Source organism: Catonella massiliensis, assembly GCF_016651435.1.
Taxonomy (GTDB): Bacteria; Bacillota; Clostridia; order Lachnospirales; family Lachnospiraceae; genus Catonella; species Catonella massiliensis.
The window spans coordinates 3,001,424-3,026,945 of sequence record NZ_JAEPRJ010000001.1 but is presented as its reverse complement, the minus strand read 5'-3'; the positions used below and the strand labels follow the sequence as shown (position 1 = coordinate 3,026,945).

At 35.5% G+C, this 25,522-nt stretch carries 26 protein-coding genes and 2 pseudogenes; 2 read left to right on the top strand and 26 right to left on the bottom strand.

Going from position 1 to position 25,522, the window contains the following annotated elements; genetic code table 11:
* Positions 1 to 21 precede the first annotated feature (21 nt).
* Positions 22 to 312, top strand: coding sequence for a hypothetical protein (locus tag JJN12_RS13615; protein ID WP_208430193.1), 291 nt, complete (start codon positions 22 to 24; stop codon positions 310 to 312).
* A gap of 212 nt (positions 313 to 524) precedes the next feature.
* Here JJN12_RS13615 and JJN12_RS13610 read toward each other — a convergent pair whose 3' ends face one another.
* The 21 genes and pseudogenes from JJN12_RS13610 to JJN12_RS13510 all read right to left on the bottom strand — a co-directional run bounded on the left by JJN12_RS13610 (position 525) and on the right by JJN12_RS13510 (position 21,889).
* Entirely contained in the window at positions 525 to 1,553 is a 1,029-nt protein-coding gene (locus tag JJN12_RS13610; protein WP_208430192.1) for an ORF6N domain-containing protein, read from the bottom strand.
* Positions 1,554 to 1,803: 250 nt separating this feature from the next.
* Positions 1,804 to 2,511 (bottom strand): annotated as a pseudogene (locus JJN12_RS14680) (ORF6N domain-containing protein); the annotation flags it as partial.
* Between the two features lie 167 nt (positions 2,512 to 2,678).
* The gene (locus JJN12_RS13600) at positions 2,679 to 3,356 is read right to left on the bottom strand and encodes an MgtC/SapB family protein (protein ID WP_208430191.1); all 678 of its coding nucleotides are present in this window, start codon (positions 3,354 to 3,356) and stop codon (positions 2,679 to 2,681) included.
* Positions 3,356 to 4,429 (bottom strand): hypothetical protein, encoded by a 1,074-nt coding sequence (locus JJN12_RS13595; protein WP_208430190.1) that lies wholly within the window; start codon positions 4,427 to 4,429, stop codon positions 3,356 to 3,358. Before JJN12_RS13595 ends, JJN12_RS13600 begins: the two co-directional genes overlap by 1 nt.
* Before the next feature lie 10 nt (positions 4,430 to 4,439).
* Positions 4,440 to 6,632: an extracellular solute-binding protein gene (locus JJN12_RS13590; protein ID WP_208430189.1), complete on the bottom strand. Its 2,193-nt coding sequence runs from the start codon at positions 6,630 to 6,632 to the stop codon at positions 4,440 to 4,442.
* Positions 6,633 to 6,801: 169 nt separating this feature from the next.
* Positions 6,802 to 7,632: a glycerophosphodiester phosphodiesterase family protein gene (locus tag JJN12_RS13585; RefSeq protein ID WP_208430188.1), complete on the bottom strand. Its 831-nt coding sequence runs from the start codon at positions 7,630 to 7,632 to the stop codon at positions 6,802 to 6,804.
* A gap of 100 nt (positions 7,633 to 7,732) precedes the next feature.
* Entirely contained in the window at positions 7,733 to 8,422 is a 690-nt protein-coding gene (locus tag JJN12_RS13580) for an MBL fold metallo-hydrolase (RefSeq protein ID WP_208430187.1), read from the bottom strand.
* Positions 8,423 to 8,465: 43 nt separating this feature from the next.
* Complete coding sequence (locus tag JJN12_RS13575) at positions 8,466 to 9,437, bottom strand: metallophosphoesterase family protein (RefSeq protein WP_208430186.1); 972 nt, start codon at positions 9,435 to 9,437, stop codon at positions 8,466 to 8,468.
* 25 nt (positions 9,438 to 9,462) lie between these two features.
* Complete coding sequence (locus JJN12_RS13570; RefSeq protein WP_208430416.1) at positions 9,463 to 10,323, bottom strand: carbohydrate ABC transporter permease; 861 nt, start codon at positions 10,321 to 10,323, stop codon at positions 9,463 to 9,465.
* Between the two features lie 12 nt (positions 10,324 to 10,335).
* Positions 10,336 to 11,229 carry a carbohydrate ABC transporter permease gene (locus JJN12_RS13565; protein WP_208430185.1) on the bottom strand — a complete coding sequence of 298 codons (894 nt, stop codon included), beginning with the start codon at positions 11,227 to 11,229 and terminating at the stop codon, positions 10,336 to 10,338.
* A 136-nt stretch (positions 11,230 to 11,365) separates the two neighbouring features.
* Positions 11,366 to 12,712 carry an ABC transporter substrate-binding protein gene (locus tag JJN12_RS13560; RefSeq protein WP_208430184.1) on the bottom strand — a complete coding sequence of 449 codons (1,347 nt, stop codon included), beginning with the start codon at positions 12,710 to 12,712 and terminating at the stop codon, positions 11,366 to 11,368.
* Positions 12,713 to 13,323: 611 nt separating this feature from the next.
* On the bottom strand, positions 13,324 to 15,117 hold the full coding sequence (locus JJN12_RS13555; protein WP_208430183.1) for an oleate hydratase: 1,794 nt from the start codon (positions 15,115 to 15,117) through the stop codon (positions 13,324 to 13,326).
* 185 nt (positions 15,118 to 15,302) lie between these two features.
* Positions 15,303 to 15,866: a TetR/AcrR family transcriptional regulator gene (locus JJN12_RS13550; RefSeq protein ID WP_208430182.1), complete on the bottom strand. Its 564-nt coding sequence runs from the start codon at positions 15,864 to 15,866 to the stop codon at positions 15,303 to 15,305.
* 87 nt (positions 15,867 to 15,953) lie between these two features.
* Positions 15,954 to 16,322, bottom strand: a complete 369-nt coding sequence (locus JJN12_RS13545; RefSeq protein ID WP_208430181.1) for a TIGR02328 family protein — start codon at positions 16,320 to 16,322, stop codon at positions 15,954 to 15,956.
* Entirely contained in the window at positions 16,319 to 16,711 is a 393-nt protein-coding gene (locus JJN12_RS13540; protein WP_208430180.1) for a YbgA family protein, read from the bottom strand. The genes JJN12_RS13545 and JJN12_RS13540 overlap by 4 nt, the downstream gene beginning before the upstream one ends.
* Before the next feature lie 48 nt (positions 16,712 to 16,759).
* A complete protein-coding gene (locus JJN12_RS13535) occupies positions 16,760 to 17,575 on the bottom strand; it encodes a helix-turn-helix domain-containing protein (RefSeq protein WP_208430179.1) in 816 nt (271 codons plus the stop codon).
* Between the two features lie 552 nt (positions 17,576 to 18,127).
* Entirely contained in the window at positions 18,128 to 18,892 is a 765-nt protein-coding gene (locus JJN12_RS13530; protein WP_208430178.1) for a CPBP family intramembrane glutamic endopeptidase, read from the bottom strand.
* A gap of 103 nt (positions 18,893 to 18,995) precedes the next feature.
* Positions 18,996 to 19,676 carry a hypothetical protein gene (locus tag JJN12_RS13525; RefSeq protein ID WP_208430177.1) on the bottom strand — a complete coding sequence of 227 codons (681 nt, stop codon included), beginning with the start codon at positions 19,674 to 19,676 and terminating at the stop codon, positions 18,996 to 18,998.
* Between the two features lie 32 nt (positions 19,677 to 19,708).
* Positions 19,709 to 20,137: a hypothetical protein gene (locus JJN12_RS13520; protein ID WP_208430176.1), complete on the bottom strand. Its 429-nt coding sequence runs from the start codon at positions 20,135 to 20,137 to the stop codon at positions 19,709 to 19,711.
* A gap of 229 nt (positions 20,138 to 20,366) precedes the next feature.
* Entirely contained in the window at positions 20,367 to 20,546 is a 180-nt protein-coding gene (locus tag JJN12_RS13515) for a hypothetical protein (RefSeq protein ID WP_236013807.1), read from the bottom strand.
* A gap of 11 nt (positions 20,547 to 20,557) precedes the next feature.
* Positions 20,558 to 21,889: an ATP-binding protein gene (locus JJN12_RS13510; RefSeq protein ID WP_208430175.1), complete on the bottom strand. Its 1,332-nt coding sequence runs from the start codon at positions 21,887 to 21,889 to the stop codon at positions 20,558 to 20,560.
* 329 nt (positions 21,890 to 22,218) lie between these two features.
* Between JJN12_RS13510 and JJN12_RS14675 the strand changes: the two are divergent.
* Positions 22,219 to 22,543 (top strand): annotated as a pseudogene (locus JJN12_RS14675) (IS1634 family transposase); the annotation flags it as partial.
* A 293-nt stretch (positions 22,544 to 22,836) separates the two neighbouring features.
* Here the strand turns inward: JJN12_RS14675 and JJN12_RS13505 are convergent.
* The 5 genes from JJN12_RS13505 to JJN12_RS13485 form a co-directional block, all read right to left on the bottom strand.
* Positions 22,837 to 23,343: a DUF2004 domain-containing protein gene (locus JJN12_RS13505; RefSeq protein ID WP_208430174.1), complete on the bottom strand. Its 507-nt coding sequence runs from the start codon at positions 23,341 to 23,343 to the stop codon at positions 22,837 to 22,839.
* 353 nt (positions 23,344 to 23,696) lie between these two features.
* Positions 23,697 to 23,864, bottom strand: coding sequence for a putative DNA binding domain-containing protein (locus JJN12_RS13500; RefSeq protein ID WP_208430173.1), 168 nt, complete (start codon positions 23,862 to 23,864; stop codon positions 23,697 to 23,699).
* 19 nt (positions 23,865 to 23,883) lie between these two features.
* Positions 23,884 to 24,321: a GNAT family N-acetyltransferase gene (locus JJN12_RS13495; protein WP_208430172.1), complete on the bottom strand. Its 438-nt coding sequence runs from the start codon at positions 24,319 to 24,321 to the stop codon at positions 23,884 to 23,886.
* A gap of 46 nt (positions 24,322 to 24,367) precedes the next feature.
* Positions 24,368 to 24,784 carry a YjdF family protein gene (locus JJN12_RS13490; RefSeq protein ID WP_208430171.1) on the bottom strand — a complete coding sequence of 139 codons (417 nt, stop codon included), beginning with the start codon at positions 24,782 to 24,784 and terminating at the stop codon, positions 24,368 to 24,370.
* 242 nt (positions 24,785 to 25,026) lie between these two features.
* The gene (locus tag JJN12_RS13485; RefSeq protein WP_208430170.1) at positions 25,027 to 25,320 is read right to left on the bottom strand and encodes a hypothetical protein; all 294 of its coding nucleotides are present in this window, start codon (positions 25,318 to 25,320) and stop codon (positions 25,027 to 25,029) included.
* Between the last annotated feature and the right edge of the window lie 202 nt (positions 25,321 to 25,522).

Below are 25,522 nucleotides of genomic sequence, written 5' to 3'. Positions count from 1 at the left end.
CAAAATAACGAGGGGTTAGAGATGGATTTACAATTTTTTGCGGAAAATGATGTGCCAAAGCAAAGTTCAGCTTCATTAAAGCGTGCTATCAAAAATTTATCCAAAAGGATTAAGGAACATGAAGAATACATAGAGAATCCATATGTACATGTTCCAGAGTGGGATGAGGATAAGAGCAACCTTTTCTATGATGGCAAGGCACTGGCTTATTATGAAATGCTTGACATAATTAAGGCAGAATTAGACATAAGGGAGCAGGACTTGAAAGAGTTCGGGCTTGATGTTAATTTAGAGGAAAAACTGCTTGCATAAAGCAAAAATAATATTTAAAAAAGCACCTTTAATTAAGGTGATTTTTTTCGTGTAGAAGGTCACTAACTGCAAAAACCTCATGGTAGCTCCCATAAAGCTCGCATCTTGTTTTAACTAGTCTTATGACTTTGCTTTACACCCATCTGAATTAACACCCTTGTGTCAAGTATTGGATACATATTTTTTTCAAATTTCCAATCCATTTTCCACTTCTATTTTAACTGCAACACCGGATTTTTCAATAGGTTATTGATAAGGTCGGTGTAAATCATCTGATCGATCACTTCCGTTATGCTTGTAATTCTTTGACCTGCATCTTTGGAAGACGCTCCACAATGATAGATTCTCTGATGTTCGGTATTCCAATCGATAATAATGTACCTGTCATGAAACTCTCCACCGGATTTTTGGAATGTTATCTTTCTAAATGGGTATTCTTGGCAGAAATCCTGATATTCAAGGGTATGAAGTCCTTTGCCGATGTTATCGCTGAATATAATGACTTCTACCGATGAAGGAACATCTTTTAACAAGACCAAAGTTTTCACTCCGATGTAGTTATCGACGATATAGATACTCTTTTTCGCTATGCTATAAATGTCTTTATAAGCAAGATTTGCTTCAATCGGCTGTCCATTCAAAAGTAAAAATCCGTATTTGAGCTGTGGATTGCTAAGGTCGAGAATCAAGTCAGACAGTTCAGATTTATGCACAACATTCCCTAAATTATCCACTAAACCTGCCACCTTATCTTCCACATCTCTTAAATCTCGTCTTAAATCCTGCATTTCCACGACATTACTTGTAATCTGCATCGAAAGCTGCAAAAACTCTCTTTTCCCAATCAAGCCTTGATTTTCTACTATGTAGTCTTTCATTTGCTTGAAAGTGCGAACTAAAGCTCTACTTTGCCTTACAGCAAGGTCACCCTTTAATACAGTCATCAGCATATAGATTCCCTGTTCAGTAAAGGCATAAGGAAGGTATCTTGTACCACCCCAACTTGAGGTGAAAATTTTGCACCTCAAGTCATCCATTTCTTCTTCGGTGAGCCTGAACATAAAATCTTCACCTTCAAATTTCTCAATATTATTCTTGACCTGCCTGTTGAAATTTTTCGTTTCATATCCATAAATTTCGGCTAATTCAAAGTCAAGCATAACCTTTTGTCCCCTAATAATATAAATCTTTTTTACAAGGTATTCATGATTTACAATCATAATTTCATCTTTTTTATCCATTTCTTTATCCTCTTTATTTAAATCTCTAAACAATTCATTTTATAGAGCATATTGTGTCATAAATAAAATGTTATTCATCATAAAAACTTATATGTATCCCTATCCGACCACAAGACCACCCTTGTGTCAAGTATTGGATACATATTTTTTTCAAATTTCCAATCAACTTTTTTTACTCTATTTTAACTTTAAAATTGGATTTTTCAAGAGCTTGTTTATCAGGTCTGCATATACTACTTGGTCAACTACTTCCGATATAGTTATCGACGATATAGATACTCTTTTTCGCTATGCTGTAAATGTCCTTATAAGCAAGATTTGCTTCAATCGGCTGTCCATTCAAAAGTAAAAATCCGTATTTGAGCTGTGGATTGCTAAGGTCAAGAATCAGCTCCGACAGCTCCGATTTATGCACCACATTATTTAAGGTATCCACCACTTCTGCTACCTGATCTTCCACATCTCTTAAATCTCGTCTTAAATCCTGCATTTCCACGACATTACTTGTAATCTGCATCGAAAGCTGCAAAAACTCTCTTTTCCCAATCAACCCTTGATTTTCTACTATGTAGTCTTTCATTTGCTTGAAAGTGCGAATCAAGGCTTTACTCTGCTTGACTGCAAGCTCTCCTTTGAGAACTGTCATCAGCATATAGATTCCCTGCTCGGTAAAAGCATGAGGATTGTACTTAATATTACTACCTCTTCCTGCACTCCTGTTCAAGGTCGCATTTTGCGACCTTGAAAGTTCAGATACTTCCTCATCCGTTAATTAAAACATAAAGTCTTCATCAAATTTCTCAATATTTCTTTTAACCTGCTCATTAAATCGCTTTGTTTCATATCCATAGATTTCGGCTAATTCAAAGTCAAGCATAACCTTTTGTCCCCTAATAATATAAATCTTTTTTACAAGGGATTCATGACTTACAAACATCATTTCATCTTTTTTATCCATTTCTTTATCCTATTTATTCAAATTTCCAGTACATTTCATATACTCTATTGTATCATGATTTTACAAAATCAATCTCGATACCTTAAAAAAAATTAAAACTATACCGGTATCCCTATCAGAACACAAGCACAAAGCTCTCAAACACTCTCTCTTTTTATAAACCTCTATTAAATTTCATAAGAAATAAGAGCATTCATCTTAGCCATAATTCCCATAAAATCACTTCTTTCCATCATTTTGGGAAGTATTACATCGCATTTCAACTGAAACGAACTTGCGTCTCTCTTTTCAATCTTTATTCTGCTCACTTCCATCCCCATTTCTTCCAATTCCTTCATTACTGCATCTACATTCTCATTTACACCCCCAACTGAAATTATAGCCTGGGCTCTTAAAGGCTCTTTAAACATTGCAAACTTTTTATGAAAGAGATATTGCATTAGGAGAATAAGTATTGTTCCTTCAAAACCCAACACATACATCCTTGCTCCCATCGCCATACCTATACCTACGGTCATCCATATTCCTGCTGCTGTTGTCATACCACTTACAAGTCCCTGCTTCCCTATTAAAACAAGTCCTCCACCAAGTATACCTATACCAGATATTATACCTGCAGCTACTCTGGATACATCCACACTTGCGCCATTGATGATGATAACGTCCAAAAAACCATATTTAGAAACTATCATCATAAGTGCCGATGCCATGGCTACTACAAAATGAGTTCTTACTCCTGCAGACTTCATACGGCTCTGTCTCTCTATACCTACCGCCATACCACAAAGTCCTGCGCATATCAGTTGAAATAAGAATACCCCATCATTCATTAAATACTCTTCCATTATATCAGCCCCTTATGTTCATGCATTATTTCTGTTTTAACAATAGCTCCGGTATATGGGTCGTATTCAACGCTTTCTGCATATGAATCCTCACTACGCTCCTCATCATTCCAAAAAACTTGAAGTTTTCCTTTGTCTGTATCATTTTTCAATACTACATGCCCCAAGTAACTGTTACTACAATATACTTTTACACCATACTCTTTATTATAGGATGATATCTTATATACGTTTCCTCCCGGAGTTGTTAACTCCATCCCTCCATCTTCAACGACACGAAAGGCAAGGACATTCGCTCCATACATGTCGACAAACTTACACCATTCATCAACTTGATATTTTCTACAAACGCCACTAATTCCATCAATATACATTACATTGTGTGTCATTCTACCTTCGTCATCAATATAAATATGAGGCGCCTGTGAGCCACAAAAATAAGGCCATCTAAATATCAAATGCCAATGAGGTGGAAAATCAGGATGAAGTTCATTACATGTTTCAAATCCCAATAACAGGAGATATCCTAGACTGTTATTGTGAAGGTATCTTGCTACCCCCATACGCCTTAACACCTCCCGCGCAGCAAAAGAGTAATGACTAGCTGCTTCAATCTGAATTTGTGGATATGTATCTTTACTATACTTTCCGGCACACCTTCCTATATCATTTTCCTCAACCCTGAGAGTAATACCGTCTTCTCTCAAAATAGTATGCGCAAACAAGGTTCTTGTTGGACCTGTCAAACCACTAATTTCAATTTGAAATTTCCAACAACTATTAATATGATCAAACTTAATATACTTGCCTTCACATAAAACATGTTTAAGTTCATAATTCTCGTCTTGTTCTACTTCTATGGAAATCAAACAAGCATCTTTTAAAATAAAATGTTTTATATAAAAGACTATCTCTCCATCTGTTTCATAATATAATCCTTTATCCTTCGTGATTTCACATTCAAAGTCAGCACTAATATTGATTTGGGGTATTCCAAAAATCCCACGTTTATCTTTAATCAGTCTTATCGCTGTATAACGATACTTTTCAGTCTTATAAATAGATTCCTGCACCTCTAACCTCCTAAAATTTATCATTTCTTTTCTTCTTTATTCTTTCGTAGGAAGAACGTGCAAATTTAATCACATTATCCATGTCTATATTGCCCATTATTCCTTCTCTAACTGCTAAACCTAACAGATTTTGTAATTCTTTTAACACTACTTTTTCTCCGTCTTTTGTAGGGCAATAATTACCCCGTGAATTCTCAAAGCACTTTTTAGCATAGTCCAGCCAAGGATATGAATTATTTACTTCAGCATCATCATAGGCTGCATTTTTGGCTGACATTCCACCAAGTAATACTGTTGCTGTACCAATATCATCACGACTAAGCCACTTCAAAAATCTAAGTGCTTCTTCTTTATTATTTGAATACTTGGAAATTCCAAGTACACTGCCCCCTAACATAGGGTTATTACCCGGTACTACACTCCATCCTAATTTACCCCTAACTTTTGAATCGGTACCAACAAATCCACTAACATGATTTATCATATGAATACTCATTGCCGTATTACCTTCGGCAAATTCTTTAGCTGTATCAGTCCACCACATGTGTTTTTCTTTAGAAGAGCAATTCCATGAATCTGAGGTCTCTTTAAGTGCTTTTTCTGCGGCTTCTATACTGTAGAAAATATCACCTTTCTCATCAATCAAAGTCTCAGAATGACTGAAATAACGCATTAGAAACTCTACTCCCACAAGTTCCGGTTCTCCTGATGTAAATGTACATCCGTATTCAACCGGAGATTCGTTATTAAATCTTCTAGTGAAAAACCGGGCTATTTGATTATACTCTTCAAAAGTCTTCGGCACTTCTAAAGTCTGTTTATACATCTCATAATACAATCTTTTTACTCTGGTATCCTCAAACAAATCCTTTCTGTAGAATAACAATTGTATACTTGGTGTTCCTGGAAGAGCATAAATCTCCTCATCTAAATAAGCATAGTTTCTCAGCGCATTAGGTAGATATCCATCTAAAACACTTGTTATCTCTCGGTCAATACTAGAGAGAGGCTCAAATACCAACTTGCCAAAATTTGGAAACCAGTCCTTACCCATACGAACAATATCATAAGATAGTTCAGGTCCCCAATTCTTCATAAGGTCATACATACTTTCTGAGTGTAATTCAGTAATCCGTATTTTTACTCCTGTATTATATTCATAAAGATTAACCACAGTTTTAAGAGCACTTGTCGTAGGGCTTCCAATGGACAAGACATTTAATACTTTCTCTTCGCTATTTGCTCTTAGTCTTTGCCAATCGGAAAAACCTTTGGGTTGTATAATTATCTCATTACTACTTTCCCAATTGCGATTAATCAAATACGAGGCTGCTTCAATTCCCATCTTTCTATAATCAATCTCGTATTTAATAATATCCATTTCTGGGACTGTATATACGGGAGAAAGCGAAATAATATCCATCGGATTGTTGCTGTAAAAGTTCTGGTAGACAGCTTTAATTATCTCTGCCAGTGATAGACTATCTGTTACTACTACGTCCGGACACATGTGAGTAAAAATTTTTACTACACTTTGATGGCTACACTGTTCAGTAGTAATCAACCCATATATTTCACTGATTTTGTCAGAATTATTTATTCTTTCAAAAAAACTATCGTAAAATTCTTTTTTACTGGTGTTAGTCAATGGTCCTGTTAAAAGTGCGACCTTCTTGTACCCTCCACTCAAAACTCTTTTTGCAATATTTTCACCAACCTGTCTACCGTCATAGCCTATAAATTTACTGCTATAGGATTGCTTGCACGAGATAAAAATCACGTCCTCTTTCGAAAATCCAGCTTCAAAGTAGGGCTTACTTCCATCGGATATTGAAGTAAAAACAGCTACCCCTTCTGTCATCCTGGATTTGATTCTTTGAATTTGCTTTTTTTCATAATCACCATTATCATTTGTAATATACAAATCCACTACATACTCTCTTCGTTCAGCATAATCCTTAAAATTAGAGAAAAAATCTATATATGTCTTATCGTATATATTAGGTACTACAACTGCTAAAACCTTTGCCGCCCCTTTACGAAGATTTTGCGCTTTTTCATTAATAGCATATCCCATCTCCTCAACAACCTGCATAACTCTCTGTATTTTATCACTACTAACATTATCCTTCCCATTCAAGACATTTGAGACAGTTGCAGGAGATACTTTTGCTTCTTTTGCTATATCTTTAATAGTTGCCATGCGTTACACTCCAATCTATTTTACAAGTACAAAAATTCTGCTTGTAAAGAATCTTATATTTTGTTATTTAACAACATAAAATGATTAGAATACATTATCTCATGAAAATATAATAATAACAACTTTTTCACTTAAATATTGATATAGCTCAATGTTTTTAGCATTCTCTTCACTTATTAATCCCTCTGTCTTTAAGATACTTACAACATTGATATGTCCAATCAGTTTGAATAATGTCAAATCCATGGTCGACCAACCATCCCCAGCCCTTTTCAGGACTTTCAATGAGTGAAATATCATCGGTATGCCCCGCAGAAAGTGGTATCTTAAAATCATATAAAACTGCATTCCCCCAAAGAATCTTCCCTTTCTTCTTCATCTGATCAATATACTCAGGTTGAATTACAGGAGACTGTTCAGTTTTAAATACTAATTCTGCTCCAATATAGTTTATATTCATGTTTTCAACCATCTCTGATGCAGTGTCTTCCTCCATATATATAGGCATGAACATATACGAGGGAGCAATTTCCTCAATAATTTTAAGAACTTTCTTGGTCGGTGCATGTTTTAAGAGAATTTGCTCTCTCATATTGTGTCGTTCAACAATTTTAATCACATCAGATATGCAAGTACCAATCCTATCAAGGTTCAAAATACAACGTCCTTTAAAGTGTTCAAGTACCTCGTCAAATGTATTAATTCCCCATTGTGTCGCATTGAAATCAACATTAATCAATCTTAATTGTCTAATCTCTTTACTGCTTAGTTGAGTAAGGTCAATATCTTTGTTTAACTGATACGGCTCTTTCCCTGTATGAAAAATAAAAATCTCACCATCTGCACTTTTAAAAAGATCCATTTCCAATATAGATGCCCCGCCTCGTAAAGCAATATCAAATGCAGTAATTGTATTACAAGGAATGTTAGCACCGGCAGTCCCCCGATGTGCAGCAATCTGAACAGCATCATTATTGAATAAATGAAGTGTATTATTCATTCCATTTTTCCTCCAAAATTTCAATCATATAAATGTCCATTCACTAATCACAATCTGATTGTGAATTAGCTATTTATTCTTTGTCTCAAATAATAACAAATCAAACCACTTCAGGAATACGGAAACCAGCCCTCATAATATCATCTTTTATATCATCACCCAAATGCATACAGTAAATACGATTTCTTTCATTAACCTGAATCAATTCACTCAATTTTTTAAGTGAAAAATGAGATATACTATCTGTATCTAAATATGTGCATTCCTGGTACATAGTTTTTATCTCTCCAGACAGAAACATGTTTAAAATATTTTCAGGTATAATACTTGTATCTCCACTGTAATACGTCTTCTCCCCATCACAATCAAACACAAAACCACAACACAACATGTCCTTAGCGTGAACAACCCTCTGTACTTTTATTCTAAGGCCTTCTGTTTCACATTTACTAAAGTCTGTTGTAAATTCATACATATCCGGCTGAACCCCGCTTTGAGACAAAATATGCACAATGGTATCTTCTTCTGCGGCCAGTAGAACTTTTTTATGAAGCACAATATTACAGAATGAAAGTAAAGAACCCAAACTGCCTATATGGTCTGCATGAAGGTGCGTTATTAGTACAGTAATTTTATCATAATGATATATTTCATTCCTTGAGTACATTGACTTGAAAGTGCTTTCTCCACAATCAATTAAATATAAACATCCTCCATGCTCGAAGAACGCGCAGTTGCTGCCAAGCACGGGATAGTACGCTGCCCCTATGCCTGTAAATTTTAATTCCATATTTCCTCCCTAATCGACCATAAGCCACTTATACAAACCAAGCTTACCATATTATTTCTCTATCGCAAATAGAAGCACTCAACTCTTGCTTACATCCCATATCTACTGGACCAGGCTCAAAAAATTCTCCTGTCTTTCCTTTAATATAAGCCCTTTTGCTGTCCAATTCCACCACAGCATATAATGGTTTTTTGTATGGAAAGGTGTATTGTAGATTTGGAAATGACGATTCAATTTCATTTGAAAATCTATGTTTAGCAAAATCCTTTCCTATCCAATGGTTAGACATGCTATTTAGTGTATAGTATCCTACCCCATTGCATTCAGTATAGACATCTACATGCGTATGTCCATTTATGCATAAATAGACCCTCTTACCATTTTTGTTTACATTGTCAAACAAGTCCAATAATTCATCAGCATTTTTTATTCCTCTTGAACTTTTATTGAGAGGCTGATGCGAAAATATAACCACAGGCATTTCGTCTGAGAACAATTCTTTTTCAAGCCAGCTCATTTGTTCAGGATCAATATACGGAAGATCCTTTGAATCAAAATAGTCCCCGTAATAGTAGTCCTTAAACTCTCCACTTTCTGTTTTAAAATTGTTTCCATCCAACACAATAAACTTCCAGCCTTTGCATGTAAATGAATAAAATCGATTTTCCATTCCATAAAGCTTCATTGCCTGTTTTTTTGAACAAAAATCAAGCTCGTGATTTCCAAGTACATGATAATGAGGTTTGGAGAAATGGTTGAACTTCTCTAACAATTCAATTTTAGGAACGTCAATCGGAGTTGTCATTGCATTTTTAAGATTAACCGGAAGATTCTCTTCTGAGCAAAGGCACTTGCTCGTATCTTCAGGATAGCAAAAATCTCCCAATTGTATTATAAAGTCAACATTTTCTTTCTCCATCTGATCAATAAATGCATTTAATCTAGCCCTTCCATCATGCATAATATCCAGATGTAAATCCGTAAAAATTCCAAATCTAACATTATTATAATGCATTTTATTACCTCTATATTTAATAAAATTAGCCCTTAACACCACCGGAAGTTACTCCAACTACAATTTTGTCTGAGAGGAATAAGTATATTATTACTGTTGGCATAAATACAATAACCACTGAAGCAAACATTCCAGCCCAATCTCCTGATTGCATCATAGACTGAACTGTTTGGTACAGACCTACGCCAACAGGACGAAGCTCTGATTTATTAGCAAAAATAAGTGCCATGAAATATTCATTCCATCTACTTATAAAGTTAAAAATAGTCACAGTCATAACCGCAGGTTGAGCTAGAGGAAACATAATCCTCCAAAAACACTGTATCGGTCCGCAACCATCGATTGCTGCTGCTTCCTCGTAAGCTTCAGATATTCCCTGAAAAAACGCCATAAGGAAAAAAGTAGTATATGGTACCGAAGTAGCAGTATATATAAATATCAGTGTTAAATGGGTTCCACCCAATTTAAGTGTACTTACAATCGAAAATAATGGCATAACAATCATAATTCCAGGAATGCCAAGTGCAGTAACAATACTCTTTTTAATCAATCCGCTAAACCTGAACTTAAATCTCGTTAGACAATATGCCGCAGGCGCACTCACAATAATTGCAAGAAAGCATGATGGAACTGTATAAATCACTGAGTTTAATAAGTTCATTAATGCTTTATTCCTAAAAAATGCTTTCGTATAATTCTCAATATGCAACCCTGTAGCCAGTACATTCCCCGTGAAAACTTCTTTTGTTGATGACAGAGAGGCTGCCACAATCCAACCAATCATAAAAATCGTAAAAAACGACCATACGAGTCCGCTTATATAACAAGGTAATAGACGGACTTCTTTTCGCCAGCGAAAATTTGTTACTCTATTATTCTTTCTCATCATATCACCCTCCTACATATCATAGCTTTCATCTTTGATTGCACGATTTAAAATCAGTGAAACAAATACTACAATTACTGTCATTAATACAGCTGCTGCCGCTGCCATTCCTGCGTTAATTGATTCTGACGCAACTTCTGTTCCAAACAAAGTCTGATATGTAAAGAGCATAGGAGTATATGTATTTACACCGGCAAATACCTGAGATAACGCAAAAAAGCCCATTGTCCTTGTTGTCCACAGTACAATTGCCGTCCTCAAAACACCCTTAGTTAATGGGAAAATAATATGCCAAAATCGTTGAGATCCTGTTGCACCTTCCAAGGAGGCCGCTTCAAAATAATCCGTTGGAATCTTTTCAATGCCTGCTATAAACATCATCATAAAATATCCGACATTGCCAAACACATTGGCAATACACATTGATAAAAACATATTATCCGAACTAAGCCACTGAAATTCCGCGAGTTTTGTCAGCCCTAGTTTTGAAAATGTGGTAGTAAGCAATCCAAATCTACTGTTATAAACATAAAGCAGCCACATATAACCTACTGCAATAGCTGCAATAACATTTGGGAGGTACACTATTGTCCTAAAAAATTTTTTGAATCGAATGTCTTTCGTAAAAGCAAGTGCGAATAACATAGATAAGACTAGTGTTGCAATTCCATTGTATATCCATATTTTCCCTATATTTGCCATCGACCTTACAAATAATGGTGTTTCAATCAATTTAATAAAATTGTCAAATCCGACGAACTTCCAATCTGCAAGTGGAGTAGTAACACTTTTTGCATTGAACATACTCATGATAATTGTTCTTAAAGTTGGATATAAAAAAATAACTATCATAAGAACCACAGCCGGCATCATAAAAATCAAAACCGACCTCTTCGTTTGTTTCATAAAAGCCCCCTTTTTAGAAAAAGGCAAAGGTCTATCCCCTTTGCCTTTAACAAATCTTTATTTTTTCTAATTAAAAGCCACAGCAATTTTGTACCTTATGCTAATGGCATTGATTATCTTTCACAACAATCACAAATTAGAACTTAGATGCCATTTCTACAAACTTCTCAGCTGTTATACTTCCGCCCATGAGTTTAAGGCAGGCGTCTGCAATAATCTGCTTACTATTACTATTTAGTATCAGAGAAGTCTGAGATGGATATCTTTTTGTATATTTAGCCATAACCTGCTGTGCATCCTTCAAACTATCAGGCCATACGCCATCAACACTTACAGGAATAGCATTTGCAGAATCTGAGAATTTCTGGTCAAATGCTGTGGTAACATACACTCCAAAAGCAGCTGCTGCTTCAGCTTCTTCAGCAGTTGCTGTTTTGTTGATAGCAATACCGTAACTACTATAACAGCCTGCTGTCTGGTCATCAACACCACCTTCAACAGTTGGGAAAGCAAAAGATCCCCACTTAAAGTTTTCAGGAGTTGATTCACTTACTTCGTTTGGTAACCAGGTTCCATTAATGTACATTGCGATTTTTTCATTTATAACCATACTCTGCTGTGCATTTGGGTATGTATTTGTTTCAATAACCGGATCAAAGTAACCCTTCTTAGCCATTTCTTCGATAGCCTTGGCTGCCTCTAGAACCTTTGGATTGCTCCAAGCTTTTGGGTCATTGCTTAATTTTTCTACTTCTTCATTGCCAAGCAGACGGCTCAGATAGTACCCCACCCAGCTCGTTGCATATCCATTATCAGTAGTAACCGGGATATAGCCTTTTGCTTTTATTTTTTCACAAGCATCCATTAACTCAGCCCAGGTTTCAGGATACTTTGTAATACCACATTCATCAAAGATATTCTTATTACAGAATATCATAAAAGCTTGAGGTGCATAAGGAAAATATGAATACTTCCCATCAAACAATGATGCTGACAATCCAGACATGCTTGGCATAATTCTATCAACATATTTTTTTCCATCAGTTGATGCATATGTCTTTTCGAAGAATGGAGTTAAATCCATTGTCATATCTGACCACATTGATTTTATATTATCCGCATTTGCATCCATCATTGTAATTTTGGTTCCGGCAGCCACTGCTGAACCAACTAAGTTCCTGTTATCACGCCCATTAAATGTAAAGTTGATTTTCACTCCAGGGTTTGCTTTTGTAAATTCATCTGCCGCTTCCCTTAATGCAAGTGCCTGAGCCTCAGTTTCACTCCAGCTTGACCAATATTCAATATCTCCCTTTAGCTCTGTTCCATTTTCTGCAGTGGAAGATGTCTTGGATTTTACTGTTGAAGCTGTTGATGAAGCTTTTTCCGCACCTGTTGACGACTTAGATGACGAGTTATTACTACAGGCCATTAAAGATAACCCCATAGTTACTGATAGTGCAACCGCTAATACTTTTTTCATGCTTTACCTCCTATGATCTAAAATAAGTTTAACATCATAGGTTCATTATAAGACATTAATTAAAACGTGTCAATATTAATTTTTGTGTTTTTAGTACATTTATTGACGCATAATTTTATATATTATATGCATTTTTACCTTTATTTATTCTTTAGTTGATATTTTAGCTATTTTAAATAATAAATAATTGAAACGTATTATTTTTCGTCTTATATATTTCAGAAGTTGCACTACACTTTTCTTCCTCTACATCTATCTGCCTCATATCCAGCTTCCCTCAGATTCGAGGTCACCATAGGCGCCCTTGCTTTCGGCACATCCTTCCCACTACCGGGCGGATTCGGGACTGCACCCGTTAGAAATGTGCACCGCTATGCGCACCCATAAAAAAAGCTCGGAGCTAATCCGAGCTTTTTACTTATTGTTTATGCCTTTATATATTTCTGCTTGCTACAGGCGAAGTCTCTGGGTCTACCTTTGTCATCGAACCAACAGACAGCGGAATAATGATTTTAAATATGTCACCTTCTATAAATTCAGGCTCTGCACCACTGTACATTAAGGTACATTGGTTTAGAGACAGTCGTATATCCTGTTTATTTCACGAACCTTTATTCTATCAGCCCACTCTCCCTTAGGAGAATCTCGACATCAGTTCCCTTTGCTACGTTAAGCGCAATCTTTAGAGCAATTTTTTCTTTAAATGACAAAGGAAGTTCAGACAGTTTCTTCTTGTCGATTGCATAGTAAGCAGCCCTTAGAAGCTCTCTTATGTCATACTTTGAGCCCCATACTTCCGGCACACCTCTATCAACATTAAGAAGAGTATATACAGCCTCCATTCCGGTACGGATAGAGTATTCTGTAGTAAATATAGTGTCTCTTGGTGTCTCTGTGAACTGTCCAAGAAATGCGAAGTTGACTGCTCCCTTAGGGACTACAAGCGGTCTGTCCTTTTCCTTTCTTGGCTGGAAGAAGGCATTGATATAAGGCATGAAGCAGGTGGTGGTATTACAGCGGTTCTTTGCCCATTCGTCTATCTTATCAAGCGGGGCTCCTATGTGATACAGCCACTCTCTGCACACCTCTTCACCTGTGCAGTCACGCATAGCCTTCTTGACATAGTTTCCTTCTTTATTGGTAGTAAGTGCATATACCCAAATCAAAACAGTATCCTTATTCTGAGACTTAAACTGTGGCTGGCGGTTGATAGTCCAGGACAGGTACCAATTATCCGTACTGTCCTTTACAGTTACTATGCCGCCTGTGGTAACCTTTCCTTCCCTTGGATCTCTCTTACATATGCTGATTATCCTTTGGATGATTTCCTCATCTGAGGTTTCAACTGTTGCACTCATCCAGTTGGTGGCTTCAACATCACTGCAGAACTTATCAGGATTGCCATATTCACCGTTTTTAGCCTGAGATGCGATATTTTTCCACAAATCCCATGACTCACCCACGCCATTCTTCACATTGCTTATATCAGGCACGGTATTCTGGTCTCCATAGCAGGAGGTATCCGTACAGCAGCCATTGGTAATGAATACCAAATCATCCTCTACAAGGTCTATTCGATCCGTCTCTCCATTCTTCTCGTATACAATCTGAGTAGCAACCTTTCTTCCACCCTCATCCTTAATGATAACATTTTTAACATCTATGCCGTATTCTACCTTTACTCCGTGATTTTCAAGATATTTTACAAGTGGAAGTATCATACTTTCATACTGATTGTACTTTGTAAAACGAAGTGCTGTAAAGTCAGGAAGCCCATCTATATGGTGGCAGAATCTGCACAGATATCTCTTCATCTCAAGCGCAGATGACCATCTTTGAAATGCGAACATGGTCTGCCAGTACAGCCAGAAATTAGTTTCCCAGAAAGAGTCCGGCAGAACCTCACTTATTTTCTTGTCTTCAAGCTCCTTCTCCGGTGTCATAAACAGCTTGGTAAGTGCCATCTGAGACTTCTTATCAAGTGTAAATTTTTTATCTGTATGCGCATCCTGTCCACGTTTTTCAGAGGCTCTGCAAAGCGAGTAGTTCGGATCGTGTTTATTTAGCCAATAATACTCGTCAAGCACCGATATTTCAGGATTTTCTATGGAAGGCACATCTCTGTACATGTCCCACATACACTCAAAGTGGTTGTCCATCTCTCTTCCACCCCTCATGTAAAATCCCTTTCTCACATCCTTTCTGCCATCGCAGCTGCCTCCTGCAAGCTCCAGCTTCTCAAGGAGATGAATCCTCTCACCCTTCACCTGTCCATCCCTTACAAGATAGAATGCTGCAGAAAGTCCCGCAAGTCCTGTTCCTATAATGTAGGCTGATTTTCTGTCAGCTCCCTCCGGTTTCTCCGGCTTTGCAAATGATTCATAAGTTCCTGCTGAATAATACATAGGCGTATTCTCCTTTTCATTTATTTTGTGACTAAACTCCCTTGTCTAGCTCATCTGTTTTCTATGTGCATAAGTATAAGCATTATTCTAAGATAATGATATGCACAAAATCGGGAGATTGTCTGCATATACGACAATCCCCCGATATTGGGTTAAAATACGACAAATCACCGTCTTTGTCGTATTTATTTATTAAGTTTTGCATTGTTTAGAGCCTGTTCAAAATTGCCTTGAATAAGCGAATTTAGGCGTTCTACAATGAGTGCGGGCTCATCTTTCATTCCGTTGTCAATCCATTCCAGCAAAAGGCCTACAAAGCCATATTTATAAAAGTTAGCAATAAAGGCCTTGTCTTCTTCTCTGATAACCATTCCCTTGGCCTTTTCCTCCAACACATTGTAAAGAAGCTGATATGTAGCCTTATACAAGTATCTGTGCAGATAGTCACTTGGCACATTGCGGTAAATATTTATAATAAAGTTCTTATCTTTTTTTATCATGTTGAAGATGGACAAAAATCCTTCCTGCCAGGTCGCATATGTACGATTTTCGCTTAATGCTCTTTCTGCATCCGATTCGCAAATCCATTCTGTTAGCTCCAAAATGTCATGAAAGTGATAATAAAAGGTCTGACGGTTCATTTCACACTTTTCTGCGATATCATTTATTGTTATTTTGTTTAGAGGCTTTTCCATCAATAATTCCTTAAAAGCAAATGCAATAGCAAGCTTAGTGGTTGACTTGCTCATCTTTTCACCTTCTTTCTCCGCCTCATTATATCACAGTACATTTGCAAATCTCAACATCTTCGTGGCTTGGCAAATCAATCATCCCCCCTACACTTCTAATAATATCCCCTTCTTTCTGAGGTTTTCTATACACTCAGCCAGATATTTAGGATTATGCTCTTTGTATATTGGACTACCTATAGTCTTTTCTTCAAGATTACTATAATTCTCTGCATTCTTTCCTCTATAATTCTTATCCCTCCATTCCGAAGACACATTGTATCCTCTTTTTTCCATTTCATCCATTACCAATGAATGGTATAAAAACAGATGATACGGAGAATACAAAAATACATAGTCTACAGTTCTATGTCTCCTTAGCCAGCCGTTACCCCTAAGGGCACAACATTCTCTATGCTGTCCGAGAAGCTGATTTTTGGGTAATATGGGGATTAGTTGTTCATGCCACAGTCTCATATGTTTTCTCCTGTTAATAAAGTTGATTCCTGTAAATATTTACTAGGATATTTCTTTAGTAAAGCGTTGATGTACTCAATGACAAAGGTCTGACTTTTCTTCCCATCCATATACTCTTCCAGTATATCAAATAATCCTTGTTTCTCATTTTCGCTTGCCTCTTTTTTGAAATATCCCCAGATATGGAGAATGGCATTGCTAAAATCTTTCTTACTTTCTTCCATATCTCGTACTTTTTGTATTTTATCTTGCAGATATAAAATATCAACTTCCTTTTCCTTTAGATACTCCCTTATCTCAAGATATGTCTTATGTGACTTGCTTAACACAAAATATTTATTTTTTGCCCATAGCTCTTCACATTCTTTTTTAATAACTTTGTTGTTCACATTGCACCTACTTCCGAGTTTTATATTGTGCACTACCAAATTTAGCTATTATCCTTTAGTCTTAAACACCCTGAAATGGTTTTTATTGTCCTTGGATTTCTCTATGTTACAGGTAAAACCACAGTTTTTATCAGGATTTTTTGTTAAAATGAGCCCCATTAGAGTACTTGCAAATGCCGTACTATAGGCCTTTTTCGACTCATTCACACTGACAAGCAATGCGTATTCCTTCCCATTTTCAATATTATAAAATTCATCAATAAAATCCTTGATATTGCACCAATCATGCTTTTCATAGACAAGCTCATAGTCTTCATTTTCAGGCATATTAAAGAATTCAGCTTCCTCTTCCACATCTTCTCCCTCGTGGAATTCTTCATAATCAAACTTATCAATATTTGAAATAGCCACATTGTCTAGATAGCGATTTACATTATCGATTAATCCCTCATACTTATCTGCATGTAGTCCAAACTCTGACGTTTGATTGTATGCCTGCATTTCTTCTGTAATTTTCTTCCTTACTGCATCAATCTTATCTTTGATATTATTCATTTCAGTTTGATATGACTGTCGGATATCTTTGATTTCCTGCAATCTCTTTTCCTCTTTAGCTATTTTCTCGTCAAAGGCTCTACAGATTGCAAGATTATCCTTATCAAGAAGCCCTCTTATCTCATCTATTGTAAATCCGGCTTTTTGAAGATTTTTTATTTTGACAAAAACATAAGCCTGCTCCTCATCGTAATATCGGTATCCTGACCACCTATCTACTTTAACCGGTTTCAGTAGGTCTATTTGATCATAATAACGAAGTGTCTGAGGATTGCATCCACAGATATGGGCAAATTCTTTAATCGTCATATCATCCTCCTTCCTGAACCATTTATATCATTATAGCTTACTATAAGGTCAAGGGGTATTTTGTTTAATCTAAGGGAGCTTTACCCTATATTATCTTGGTGCTCCTATTCTTATTTTCCTCATAAGGGATTTTTATACAGTCGTTCATAACAAACTCCCCAAGGAATTCTGAAAATATAGTTATCCTCTAAATTTGCAACAAGTTGTTGCAAATTTCCAGTACAACAAAAGCATTTCGCTGTTAACTGCGGTGGCAGCCTTTATTTGGCTTCTTTTGAACCTTTTACTTACGTCTTGTACCCATGTGGCGTATTCTCTATCAATTCTTAAGATTTCGCTCATTTCTTATTCCTCTATCTTATCTACACTAATATGCCTTTTGTATATATTGTACCAAGTTACCTACGCGATGACTAGCCTTAATACAATAAATTTTCAACTTTTCCTTGATAAAAATGTCTGTCTTTTAAACTTGCAACTATTTGTATCTTTCTTAAGGTAGGTTTCCAAGTATAGGAATTATGTTAGCAGGAAATTAGAAGTTGTCGCTCTTTAAAGACCTGACACATTAGTTGCTTTTTTATTTTGCTCTCTAATCGAAAGAACAGTTGCCATTACTATAATAATTATTTTACAAGCATAAGTTATATTTTGATTACCACCTACTGCTAATTGTGAGAAAACATTTATTAACGAATGTGTCATCACACATATCCACAAACTGTTTGTCTTTATAAATAATGCGGATAAAATAAAGCAATTAGTTAACAATCCAAGCAAAAATCCAAACACCTGTACTTGTAGCAATGTTCCTTCAATGTAGAAATAAGCAAAATGCCATATTCCCCATAGAACAAAAGTAATTAAAGTTGAACTAATATAACTATGGCGTTCCATCATAATTGGTTGAAAAATATATCTCCACCCTACTTCTTCAATCCCACCAAAAAGGATTGCTTTAAGAAATAAGATAATAGGAATATACCACGCATTCAACGCTAATTTTCCATCAAATGCAACATAGCAAAAATTCAAAAACAAGAACACAATAACGAGTAAATAACTGCTGATGTTTTGCTTTATAGCGAAAAAATCCTTTAATATTTTCTTCGTACTGTACTTTTTGTATATAACTGCAATAATAGTTCCCCATAGAGCAGATGAAACTCCACCTATTCCAATAGCAACCATTCCCATTGGCATAGTATAATCTACAACAATACCCAAGTTACGAAATATAAAAACTATAATACATATCATCAATATTTGCCCTAAGGTTCCTAATAAATAAAGAAAAATTGCCTTTTTTCGACTCATAAATTTCCACCTGAATTTCGATTTATCAAGATGTTTTAAGCTCCACCTTCTTGCCCTTCGAACAAGAAGTATCCCTTGCTCAAAGAGCTCGGTCAATTCTAATTTATTGATGTGTTCTTTTCGTCAACAATGTAACTTCAAATTTCTCTTCTTCAGCTTTAATTTCCTTTTTCCCCTGCAAATACTCTTTTAGCCCGATTTCACCCTTATTCTTTTTCTCTGTCAAAACTTGCTCTCTTTTCTTCATTTCAAGATAAGAAACCAAAGTAAAAAATGATACATTAGGATTCATTTTTTTTAGTCTTAAGTATTCTACCACATCATACCGCAAGCTAAACATTTTGCTGTTAATGGTAATTTTAGAAAAATACTTATTTAGCTTTGTTTTCCCTTGTTTATTTTCAAGCTTATTCCATTGTTCATTTGGTAAAACACAAAATAAAAGCGTATCATCTTCCATACTCTCGATAAACAAACATATGGAAAAATCTTCTTTTATAACTTCATTTATCCATATTATCGTAGTGTCCCTATCCTTCTTTTCCTCATATGGGATTTTTACAGTCTTTTCCTTATAGGTTAAAATAATGTCATTACCATAAGGCTTGTTATTATTTTCCATTTGAACGCAAATCTTATGTCCAATGGCGTGGTTAAAATATTGTACAATATCCTCGTCATCCTCTCGCCAATCAATGGCAATGACTGTATCGCTTTCATATAAGCTGTCTGTATTCTGCGGGTTATTTAAAAATTCATTAATGACATTATAACTCTTATCCATAATAAACTCCCAGTGGTTATTGGCTGATAAATCTATTTTCTTGATTTATAAAACTCTATATACTTTGGATCATCGTTCTCGAAATACCTATACCCAACTCCCTTTTGTTTTACAAGATTTTGCCATAGCTCAAACGCTTTATCAAGATTCCCAGCTTCAAATTCATATTTTGCTTCCATATGTTCAATTTCAGAATCAAACAAATGTAATGTGTTATTGTTTTCTATCATTCTATCTAACCAGCGTTTTGCAATTGGCATATCGTTATTTTTAATTGCACGGCCAAAAAATGTCTTCGCATAATTATAGCCTTGATTCCACTTTGTGCCGGACTCAGGAAAGGCCTCCCAGCCTTGTTCTGCAATAGAAAAACCCTCCTCTAACTTGTTCTCATCAAGCTTACTTATGGCTTCCTTACCATAGGCAATAACGTTCTCATATCTTTCACTATCCAGTAACATGTTTACTTTACCTCCTAAAATAAAAATAAGGGTTAGCTCTGTAAATTCTAATTTGTAGGGCTAATGTGTTGTTTGACCTACTAAGTCACGCCTCCACTAATAAATGTCCAGACTCGCTCCGGTTTTTCTGTAAGATGCTGCTTAAGAATAGTTCCGTTGACGAAAAACATGATGCGCTCGCTTAGAATTTATCATTCGTAGCTGATGCCTAAAATTATTGATATTTCATTTACGGACATATCATTTCCTCTCTTATTTTCTTTGGAAAACGCCTTACTACGAATGTAACAAATAATACCGTTTCCAAGATAATCGTCAGTGTACAAAGAGCAATGGCAACAGGTACATTTGACTGGAAAACAATGGAACTGCCAAGCCCCAAGAGATAAACCAGCACAAATGGAATCATTAGTCCATCCTTCAGCTAATAATAAAGGGAGTCATATAAAGTGGTTTCTTTTTCAGTGTTTTCTCTGCACCGACATCTTTTCCCGACAACAGGTAAAGACCATCTATATTTGCAGAGAATTTTTTTGCAAATTCCTTAATTGATTCATGTTTACCTGTACCCGATGATTTTACTTCAAAAGCAGAAATTTTACTCTTTTTTGAAATCAGAAAATCAACCTCATAATAATGAGTACTTCCGCTCTTTTCCCAAGTGTGATAATACAGTTCCCTGCCTGTGGCATTAATCATCTGAGCCACCATATTTTCATACAAGTACCCGAGGTTTGCAGGAAGCTTATCCGAAAGCAGTTTCCCATATATTTCATTTTCTGCGGCTGCCCTGTCAATAAACATAAGAGTAACAAACAAACCGGTGTCCGCAAGGTATAGCTTGTAACTGTCAAAATCCTTACTATCTGTAAGACTTACCCTTGGATTAGTCACATTGTAACAAGGTAACACCGTTTTAGAATCAACCAACTCATAAAATAGTTCTTCGATTTTTGAGCTGTTCCTTTTTCCTAATGCTGAAGTTATTCTGTATTTTTTAGTTCCTTTTGACAGCTGTGCCGGTATGGAATGGTACATTGCCGATATTCTTCCCGATGGATCCACTTTCCTGAAATCGTCTTCGTATAGAGCTATAATCTGACGCTTAACCTGGTCTATTTTTGCAAAATTTTCTCTTTTTACATAAGCATCTACTGCCTGTGGCATACCACCCACAGCCATATAGACTCTAAGATCTCTCATCAGTTTTCTGTTTGTGTCCTGTCCTATCGCTTTCCCGGTTTCATAAACTTGCTTTAGCAGTGAATAATTAAAACCTGCTGCATCACAGAACTCTTCATAATCCATAGGATTAATCTGCAATTTCATTTCTTCTGACGGTATCAGAATATCTTTAACATTTCTCTTAATTGAAATTAGTGAGCCTGTTTCCAAATAGTGGTATCTTCCATCTTTTACCAAATGTTTGATAGCCTGCCTTGCTTTTGGAAAAAGCTGTACTTCATCAAATATAATTAACGAATCCTGCTCATAAAGTGTGATTCCTGTTTCTGCCTGAAGCCTCAGGAAAAATATATTTAGATTTCCTATGTCATCAAAGCATCTTATTATATTCTCTGCACTTTTTGAAAAATCTATAAGGATATAGGATTTATATTCTTTTTTTGCAAATTCTTCTGCAATGGTTGACTTTCCTACACGCCTTGCTCCTTCAAGCAATATAGCATAGCTGTCTGAATAATTCTTCTTCCATTCTTCAAGCCTTTCTATAGCCTTCCTTTTAAATATCATAATATACCTCCTAGTAGGTATATTATCAGATTTTTTACATTTCTTCAATATTTGTTTTACAGTTTTTATACATTTATTCAAAGTTTATTTTTCTAAAAACATACATTTCTTCAAAGTTTTGTTTCAAGTATGTAGCAGTCATGTAGCAGTCAAGAAAAGTAGACACAAAAAATGTTTTTCCTTTTTTCTTTTTATCATTTCTATATACATCCAGTTACAATCCTCTATCTATCGTAATATCAGCTGAAACTATGGCATGTTCCTCTGATACTTTTTGTGTATCGCATGATAAGCCATCCTCGGAACTTTGACAGTTATAAATTAAAAAATATCTCTTTATACAGTCTTTGTATTATAAGTTCAGGCTTAATAAATTCTGCCGTAAATTAAAACTAAAGCATAAGTTTAAGTATGATATAAACAAGATTCTTGCAGACCTGATTTATGCCAGAGTTTTAGAGCCTGCAAGTATACGCTCCTCTTTTAAGACTGCATCTGATTTTTTAGAAAAACCGACTTATGAACTTCATGATGTCTACAGGGCTCTTGTGTCTTAGGCTCTGAGTATGACATGATTCAAGCTGAGGTTTATAAAAATAGCCATTTTTAGGAACTAGTAATGATAAGGTTCTTTATTACGACTGCTCTAACTATTAGTTACCTATGAGAATCTAATCCCAGGCTATATTCGTGAACTTTTATTGCAAAAGCCGGTTGGAATGCCAATATATACAAAGACAATTGCTACTTCATTATCAGAACAGTTACCACATCTCCCGAGTTTACATTTATTAACGGCGCAAAATGCCAATCCCCTTTTACATACTCTTTATCAGTCTTTCCGGTAATTCAGCAATTATGGGTATTAAGTTATGCTATTGTTCATGTACTTTCTTTTCTGTTTTTTGAAATATTATATGATGACTGTTATCTATTTTTTATTTAGATCAGCTTTCATGTGTTACATAATACACCTGTTTTTCTAAATTAAAATAAATAACCATCAGTTCATCTGTTAATTCCGGATTAAAACTTAAATCCATAATAAAAGCTTGCTGATTTGTTTTATTATCAATTAAGCTCCCAAAACGTATCATTTTTAAAAAATCTACCATTTCTATAAATGTTATTGTATCAACATTACTTGAAGGAAACAGCTCCAATACCGTATCAGCATCCATTTCATCTCTATGATATTCCATAAAATATGCAACAGTGCCATAGTATTCATTTTCCTCATTCGATAATGTATTTTTCAAAAAATCTTTAGCTGTTTCTACTAATGTATCCACTTCATCTATCATAGAGGCTACAATTGCCATAGCCTCATCATTTGAGGTTAATTCCTCTTCAACATCAAAGTAAAAAGAACTATTAATTTCCTCTGGTGACAAAAAAATTTCTTCTCCTTTTTCATATTCAATGGATGGATAATTATTACTTTTTAAATTCATCTCAACCTCCTTGTTTTTATAAGTATATATTTGATTTTTTTTACCGCTTACAATGAATGTTCCCTGCGGGAATCGAACCCCGGGCTACAGTTTAGGAGCTAAGGTTTGTACTGTAATTTACTAATATTATCTGTCAACATAGGTGGGTGAAAGTAGCTTGTTTTCTAACTTTCCTGTAAATCTGTGCCAAAAAGCTTGCAACAATGATTGCTCTGTCTTATTTTTAGATTAAATATATTATAGCGTGTAACAGGTCGGATGTCGATATGGTTTTGACCATTATTTTTATTATATAATTCCACCGCTCCTCAACTTTTTGCTGTTGAGAGCTCTTTGTATGCGTAAATATAAATCTATTTCATAATCTGCCAGTGACCATAGCGCTTGCCGCCTACACGCTCAATCACATTGTCCTTAACAAGTTCTTCCATTTTTCTCTGTATTGTTCTTCTTGTACTTCCTGCTATTTCTTTCTGAGAAATTGCAGGGTTGGATTTCAGCTCTTCAATTATCCTTTGCACCAAACAAACTGGAATTGACTTATTCGAAAATTTTAATAAATCTCTTTTGCGTCTTATCACATACATATCCTATATTCTTATAGAATTTATGTGCTTCTGTTCTCGCTTCTCCTGAGTTTAACCTGATAAACTTAATTAATTTTTGTCGAGAATCCATTTCTAAATGATTCATCAATTTTTTCCCAATGCTTCTTCCTTGAAACTCTGGTAAGACAGCTAATCCTAGAATATTTAATCCACAATCTGAATAAAGACACTCATATATTTCAGCATGTATAAATCCAACAACTTTATGTAAATCCTCATCCTCATAAACATAAATCACATGATGCTTTTTATCAGCTGATAGTTTTGTGATTTGATTCTCTACTAACTCTGTAGAAACAGTATATCCTAAAGAAATATCACATATTTCCTGTATAGATTGAGCATCTTCTTTTTTTATTTTTCTAATCATTTCATCACCTCCATAACTTCAAATTTGATCGAAAAGCCAAGAATCTCTAATGTCCCTTATGCCTTTCTTTTTTCTTTTGCTGTTTCAGTTCAAACATTATATGTTCTTCTGTCTCTTTTTTCTTGTGGCTTATCTCTTTACTCTCCTGTTTATTCTGTTCATGCTGTAATTTCAATAGCTGTTGTGATTTTGTGCCGATGCCTTTTTTCAGCATCTGTTTTCTTGCCTGACGCTGCATCCTTTTCGGATTTCTGCTTATATCCTTTACAGCAGTATCAACAGCCATGCTGAATTTCAAATCGGAATAGTATTTTTGAATATATTCCTGCACTTCGTAATCTTTTGGCTCTGCACCAAATATTACCTTTGCCACAGACAGTTTACCATCTTCGATATGCTCAAATACACCTATCCAAAACGGTTCCTCAAAATATACTGTCAGTTTTCCACTTACTTTGTTCATAAGAATCCCTCCTAAAATAATTATTGAACAAAGAATGGACAACCCGGAGGGGAAGGTTACTTACCCTATTTACATAGGACGGCCGGGCTACCTACCGGCTCTAATACATCATAGATGTACGTTGCGTTTTTATCTTTGCATTTATAATCAAGCCATATGGCACGATTAACTTAATTTATCAAATTTTATTCTGCATCTCATTATACTCTGTAAAAACATAAATTTAAAGTCTTATTACATACTCAACAAACATAATTCATCACGCAATAAGAATGTCTGTAAATACCTCTGATTTTTGCAATAAACAAAATGACAACTCCCCAAGTATCAAGCATAAGGTAGCTTACTACAAGAATTGATATTGTAATGCCTAACTGTAGCCAATCCCGTGAAAATAGTAACATAATTACTCCTACCATAGCAATAAAATTAACAAATTCGGCAGCAAGACCGTATATTCCGGCAAATATACAAACAATATAGAATAGGATAGTGGTCGCAAGAATCATTTCAGGTTTTCCCGCTGACAAAATCATTCTGGTATTCTGCTTTTCACTGACAAATCTGTCACCGAAAATGCGATTTTTGCATGAAAAAAGCAGCAATGACCTATCTTCATTACCGCTTACAATAAATGTTCCCTGCGGGAATCGAACCCCGGGCTACAGCTTAGGAGCTAAGGTTTGTACTGTAATTTACTAATATTATCTGTCAACATAAGTCAATGAAAGTAGCTTG

Coding starts and splice junctions, on each gene's coding strand:
- JJN12_RS13615 (WP_208430193.1), top strand. CDS start 22: ATGGATTTACAATTTTTTGCGGAAAATGATGTGCCAAAGCAAAGTTCA.
- JJN12_RS13610 (WP_208430192.1), bottom strand. CDS start 1,553: ATGGATAAAAAAGATGAAATTATGATTGTAAATCATGAATACCTTGTA.
- JJN12_RS13600 (WP_208430191.1), bottom strand. CDS start 3,356: ATGGAAGAGTATTTAATGAATGATGGGGTATTCTTATTTCAACTGATA.
- JJN12_RS13590 (WP_208430189.1), bottom strand. CDS start 6,632: ATGGCAACTATTAAAGATATAGCAAAAGAAGCAAAAGTATCTCCTGCA.
- JJN12_RS13585 (WP_208430188.1), bottom strand. CDS start 7,632: ATGAATAATACACTTCATTTATTCAATAATGATGCTGTTCAGATTGCT.
- JJN12_RS13580 (WP_208430187.1), bottom strand. CDS start 8,422: ATGGAATTAAAATTTACAGGCATAGGGGCAGCGTACTATCCCGTGCTT.
- JJN12_RS13575 (WP_208430186.1), bottom strand. CDS start 9,437: ATGCATTATAATAATGTTAGATTTGGAATTTTTACGGATTTACATCTG.
- JJN12_RS13570 (WP_208430416.1), bottom strand. CDS start 10,323: ATGAGAAAGAATAATAGAGTAACAAATTTTCGCTGGCGAAAAGAAGTC.
- JJN12_RS13565 (WP_208430185.1), bottom strand. CDS start 11,229: ATGAAACAAACGAAGAGGTCGGTTTTGATTTTTATGATGCCGGCTGTG.
- JJN12_RS13560 (WP_208430184.1), bottom strand. CDS start 12,712: ATGAAAAAAGTATTAGCGGTTGCACTATCAGTAACTATGGGGTTATCT.
- JJN12_RS13555 (WP_208430183.1), bottom strand. CDS start 15,117: ATGTATTATTCAGCAGGAACTTATGAATCATTTGCAAAGCCGGAGAAA.
- JJN12_RS13550 (WP_208430182.1), bottom strand. CDS start 15,866: ATGAGCAAGTCAACCACTAAGCTTGCTATTGCATTTGCTTTTAAGGAA.
- JJN12_RS13545 (WP_208430181.1), bottom strand. CDS start 16,322: ATGAGACTGTGGCATGAACAACTAATCCCCATATTACCCAAAAATCAG.
- JJN12_RS13535 (WP_208430179.1), bottom strand. CDS start 17,575: ATGACGATTAAAGAATTTGCCCATATCTGTGGATGCAATCCTCAGACA.
- JJN12_RS13530 (WP_208430178.1), bottom strand. CDS start 18,892: ATGAGTCGAAAAAAGGCAATTTTTCTTTATTTATTAGGAACCTTAGGG.
- JJN12_RS13525 (WP_208430177.1), bottom strand. CDS start 19,676: ATGGATAAGAGTTATAATGTCATTAATGAATTTTTAAATAACCCGCAG.
- JJN12_RS13520 (WP_208430176.1), bottom strand. CDS start 20,137: ATGTTACTGGATAGTGAAAGATATGAGAACGTTATTGCCTATGGTAAG.
- JJN12_RS13515 (WP_236013807.1), bottom strand. CDS start 20,546: ATGATTCCATTTGTGCTGGTTTATCTCTTGGGGCTTGGCAGTTCCATT.
- JJN12_RS13510 (WP_208430175.1), bottom strand. CDS start 21,889: ATGATATTTAAAAGGAAGGCTATAGAAAGGCTTGAAGAATGGAAGAAG.
- JJN12_RS13505 (WP_208430174.1), bottom strand. CDS start 23,343: ATGAATTTAAAAAGTAATAATTATCCATCCATTGAATATGAAAAAGGA.
- JJN12_RS13495 (WP_208430172.1), bottom strand. CDS start 24,321: ATGATTAGAAAAATAAAAAAAGAAGATGCTCAATCTATACAGGAAATA.
- JJN12_RS13490 (WP_208430171.1), bottom strand. CDS start 24,784: ATGAACAAAGTAAGTGGAAAACTGACAGTATATTTTGAGGAACCGTTT.
- JJN12_RS13485 (WP_208430170.1), bottom strand. CDS start 25,320: ATGATTTTGTCAGCGGGAAAACCTGAAATGATTCTTGCGACCACTATC.